Source organism: Oleiphilus sp. HI0080 (assembly GCF_001635135.1).
This window is the reverse complement of sequence record NZ_LWFU01000344.1, coordinates 1-4,368: the sequence shown is the minus strand read 5'-3', so window position 1 is coordinate 4,368 and position 4,368 is coordinate 1. Positions and strand designations below refer to the sequence as shown.

The window sequence follows — 4,368 nt, the reverse complement described above, 5'->3', positions numbered from 1 at the left end:
CTCGCTATATACTTCGTGGTCATCTCGGTAAAAGGAAATGCACTTTTTAATATTTCTCTTGCCTGATCTGTGTTTATCATTCGTTTGTCCTTTTTTATCGTTCTCAAGCGGCCACTGTCGAAACATGACTACCGGCACTTCCACTTTTGACCTCGACGCGCAAGGCCATCTGTTCTTTTAGTTCAGTAACATGTGAGATGATGCCAATCGTACGACCAGTCGATTGAAGATCAATAAGCACTTGTATAGCTGCATCCAGAGAGTCCATGTCTAGGCTTCCAAACCCTTCGTCTATAAAGAGCGTATCGAGTTTGATACCGCCAGCATATGATTGCACTACATCAGATAGGCCTAAGGCTAGAGAGAGGGCAGCCATGAAGGATTCACCGCCAGAAAGCGTAGCGACCGAGCGGGACTTACCGGTATTGCCATCCTCGACCTCTAGCTCTAAGCCTGAGGCTTTGTTGCCTTTCGCTCTATCTACCTTGCGGACCAGCTGGTACCGCCCCTTGGACATCAGCTGGAGCCGTTGTGACGCTTGGATCAAGACATCATCCAATAAGACGCTAAGAACGAAGCGCTGCAGGCTTACTTTTTGTCCCGTACTGCCACTTGCGACTTCGCTGAGCGTTCCGAGGACCGCGTACTGTTTGGCGAAGCTTTCGCTTTTCTTATGGGCTGCAATGAGTTTTTGTTTTAAGGAGTTAAGTTGCTTAAATCGAGCTTCCTCACCACGCCATAAATCGTCTGACTCTTTAAAGCTCCTACTCACTTCCGCTAAGCTATTATCTATGGCTAATAGGTCTGGTTTAACCTTATCTTTCAGCTCGTGTTCTAATGCCTTGATGACGGCATCTAGGCTATCTATGTCAGATCGATACTGGTCTATCGAAGCCCTCAATACTTGTTGCTGCTCTGTATCCAATCGGGCAGAGAAGAAGCTTTGCTCATCTGCAAACTCGCTTTCGTCCAAAGCCTTAGTCCAAGCAGACAAGGAGCCTTCTGCTTGTTTTTCTTGAGTGCTGTGTTGGGCTGATAGCGTTTGCTCTGCAGAGGTGGCTCCATCCAATGCAGATTGGCTAAGCTGAAAAGCACTCTCAGCCTTTTCAAGGCGACTATCAATACCTTCTATCTGTTTAGTTAAGTTAGAGGTCTCTGCCTGCAACGTACCAGGGGCCTGATATTTTTGTGGGACTTGTTCTTGTAACTGACCCAAACGGCTCTGTGCAATGGTCGCTGCCTGCTTTTCATCATTGGCATTGGCTTCCAGGCGACTTAAGTCGGATTTACTTTCTGACTGCTCGATTCGAATGTGTTGTATACGACTCGTCATCTCTTGAAGTTGAGACCGGTTATGATCAAGACTCTTTATATTCTGAGTAGCTAAATCAAAGTCGTTTGAAACTTGCTCAAGGGTTTTGCTCGCATCTTGACCCAGATTGTTCTCAGCTTCTGATAGTTGGCTCTTAAGTACCTCCAAATGACTGGAGTACTTGGCTACCGTCTCCCTTTTCTGCTCTAGCACCTTGAGCAAGTTCGCCTCTGAAATACGCGACTGTTCCACATCACTCTTACTAACTAAATCGTCATCGTTCCCGTGAGCAGGATTTGGATGTTCTGCGCTTCCGCATACAGGGCAGGGTTCTCCTTCCTCTAATTGCCGAGCTAATAAGTTGGCCTGACTAGCATGCCAGCGCATTTCTATTTTAAGAGTTTGCTTTTTGGCGTGCTCCCAATCTGATTGGCTGTTTAGGCGGTCTTTCTCTGCCTGATCAACCTTTTCCTTGCCGTTATTAATCCTTTCTTTCAGTTGATCTCGCTTTGCGCATTCTTCGACTTTCTTTTGAAGTGTCTGGTGCTCTAACTTGGCATTTGTATAAATCTCTAATTTGTTATTTAGCTGATCGCACAGTTTTGTTTTTTCATCCAGCTCGTCATCAAGCGCTGCAAGCTCCGCTTTCTTTTGTACTAGCGCTGTTTGACTTTTATTAGACTTGGCCTGGGCTCTGCCAAAGTCTGCTTCTGCTTTAACAAGTTCGTTGTTAACCGACTCAAGTCGGTCAAGCTCAGCTTTTGCTTGCTTCAAACCATCCAGTGCAGAGGCCGCTTCTTTCGCTTTGCCTCTTTCTGTCGCGGATTTTTGGTGGTCCTCTCTCGCTGAGACTAATGAATCACTGGCGCGTTGCCATTGAGCGCTAAGAGATTTCTGTTTCTCGCTTTCCATCTTTTGCGCTGCGTAAACATGGTAAATCGCTTGAGCCTTTTCGCTTCGTTGTAATTGAGATTTCTTGGTATCTATCGTATCGGACTGCAGCAGCTTTGCGTTCTTTTCTTGTTGCTTAGCCTCAAACGTTTCAAACCGCTTTGCGAGCGTATCTGCGTCATCTTTTTCTTTCTGTGCTTTCTTCAAAGAAAATTCGGCCTTTTCTTTGTGAGTTTTGGCCGAAGTAACACCTTCCTTCAAATTAGTGAGCTCTTCATCCAGCTCTACCTCTGCGGATACGTCTGCTGACTTAAGAATGCCTTTAACCTCATTCTCATGCGCGGCAACGTCTCGACTAATTCCGCTTGCCTTCTCTTTTAATCGATTTTCTATCTTCTTGTAGATGTGCGTTTCGAATAGCTGGCTAAATATCCCTTCCCGCTCTTTTGAGTCCGCCATCAGGAGTTCGCGGAATTTACCCTGCGGCAATACCATCACCTGACGAAACTGTTCGACTCCTAAACCGATCAATCGTTTTATTTCGTTCGTTGCTTCCGCGACGCTCTTAGAGACGATTAAGCGGCCTTCGTCAGAGCCGTCAAGCTCCTTTAGCTGCGCCTCGGGTTGTTGAGTCGTCGTTCCTTCTCCGCGGCTTTTAGTGCGCTCTTGCATTGGGACGCGTCGAATAAAAAACCGCTTCTTTCCCAGTTCAAATTCTAGGCTTACTTCCGTCAATAGGGCCATATCTGAGTGATCGCATCGCATTTGGGAGCCGTCTCTCTCTGCCCCTGTCGTTTGGCCGTACAAGGCAAAGCAAATCGCATCCAATATTGAGCTCTTGCCTGCACCAGTTGGCCCATTGATTAGAAAAAGCGGATTGTTACCTAAATGAGAAAAATCAATAATTTCTTTGCCGGCAAAAGGTCCGAAAGCTTGCATCGTCAATTTAATCGGCTTCATACATTGACCTCCTCTTTATGCAGCTCAGCGATGGTTTCAGTGAGAGCCTGCTCTTGTTCGCCACTAAGCTCCTGACCCTGAACCTGTTGAAAGAAATCTCGAAACATATCCAGTTCGCCTCGCTTTAACTTTTCGCGATTGACTGGTTGTTCTTGTATACCTAGCATTCCGGGTTTTTCGAGTTGAAGAACGTTGGGGTAGACCTCTCTTAATTTGGCAATTGGGTCCAAAATCGCATGTTTGTCGGTCAGTCTTACAAGCAAGTAGTCATCTGCATTCGGATCGACTTTTCCCTGTTGAATAATGGTTTCAAGTTCACCTTCAAGAACGCGCATATCGCGTAATGGTTTTAAGGGAAGGTGTTTGGTTGATACTCCGGTATCTGCAAGCTCTACCAATGTGACGCCTTTCTTTTGATGCTGTTCGGAGAAACTATATTTGAGCAATGATCCGGAGTAGCGAATGTGGTGTTCACCCCGATATTGAGGGGCATGCAAATGACCGAGTGCTACGTAATCAAAATCTATACAAGGCTGATAGCTGACGCGATCTGAACCGCCGATTGACAACGGCCTTTCCGAATCTGATTCTTCTGCACCATCCATAAAGCAATGGCTGATAAGTACACTTGGAATATCCTTCTGCCTGCTGTCATTGATGCGATCGACCAACAAGGTGTGAGCCTCATCGTAAGTCGAGACAGCCTCTCCCGTTGTATTTCTAACGGTTTCTGGGTCACAGTACGGAATTCCATAAAACGCGACAGTATGCCTATTACTCCCGATTAGCACGGGCTCGCATACATCATTAACGTCGCCTAGGATGTGCAAGCCTGCTTTTTTCAGCTGACGCGACCCGAAACGCAATCGCTCAGCGCTATCGTGATTGCCAGAAATTAAAATAACCGGAACATCTAGATCTATACATGCGGTATGGAGTACTTCATCCAATAGAGCTACTGCATCAGCCGGAGGAATAGATCGGTCGTAGATATCGCCCGCAATGACGAGTGCATCAACGGCTTCTTCTCTAATGTATTCGATGAGCTGTTGCAGTATGTGTCGCTGATCTTCCAGCAAAGACACATTGTGAAACTGGCGTCCGATATGCCAATCAGAGGTGTGTATAAACTTCATAAAGTAATTTCCTTTTATGTTTTTTGTAAAACACCTAAAGCAATCAGAGTGCCAAGTGTATTTATGGCT

At 46.1% G+C, this 4,368-nt stretch carries 2 protein-coding genes; both read right to left on the bottom strand.

The window, feature by feature from the left end; translation table 11 throughout:
• Positions 1–103 precede the first annotated feature (103 nt).
• The gene (locus tag A3751_RS04860) at positions 104–3,163 is read right to left on the bottom strand and encodes an AAA family ATPase (RefSeq protein ID WP_068452867.1); all 3,060 of its coding nucleotides are present in this window, start codon (positions 3,161–3,163) and stop codon (positions 104–106) included.
• Positions 3,160–4,299 (bottom strand): exonuclease SbcCD subunit D, encoded by a 1,140-nt coding sequence (locus A3751_RS04855; protein WP_068452863.1) that lies wholly within the window; start codon positions 4,297–4,299, stop codon positions 3,160–3,162. The genes A3751_RS04860 and A3751_RS04855 overlap by 4 nt, the downstream gene beginning before the upstream one ends.
• Positions 4,300–4,368 lie beyond the last annotated feature (69 nt).

Excerpts from the sequence above, each read along its gene's own strand:
- A3751_RS04855 (WP_068452863.1), bottom strand. The coding sequence starts at position 4,299 with ATGAAGTTTATACACACCTCTGATTGGCATATCGGACGCCAGTTTCAC.
- A3751_RS04860 (WP_068452867.1), bottom strand. The coding sequence starts at position 3,163 with ATGAAGCCGATTAAATTGACGATGCAAGCTTTCGGACCTTTTGCCGGC.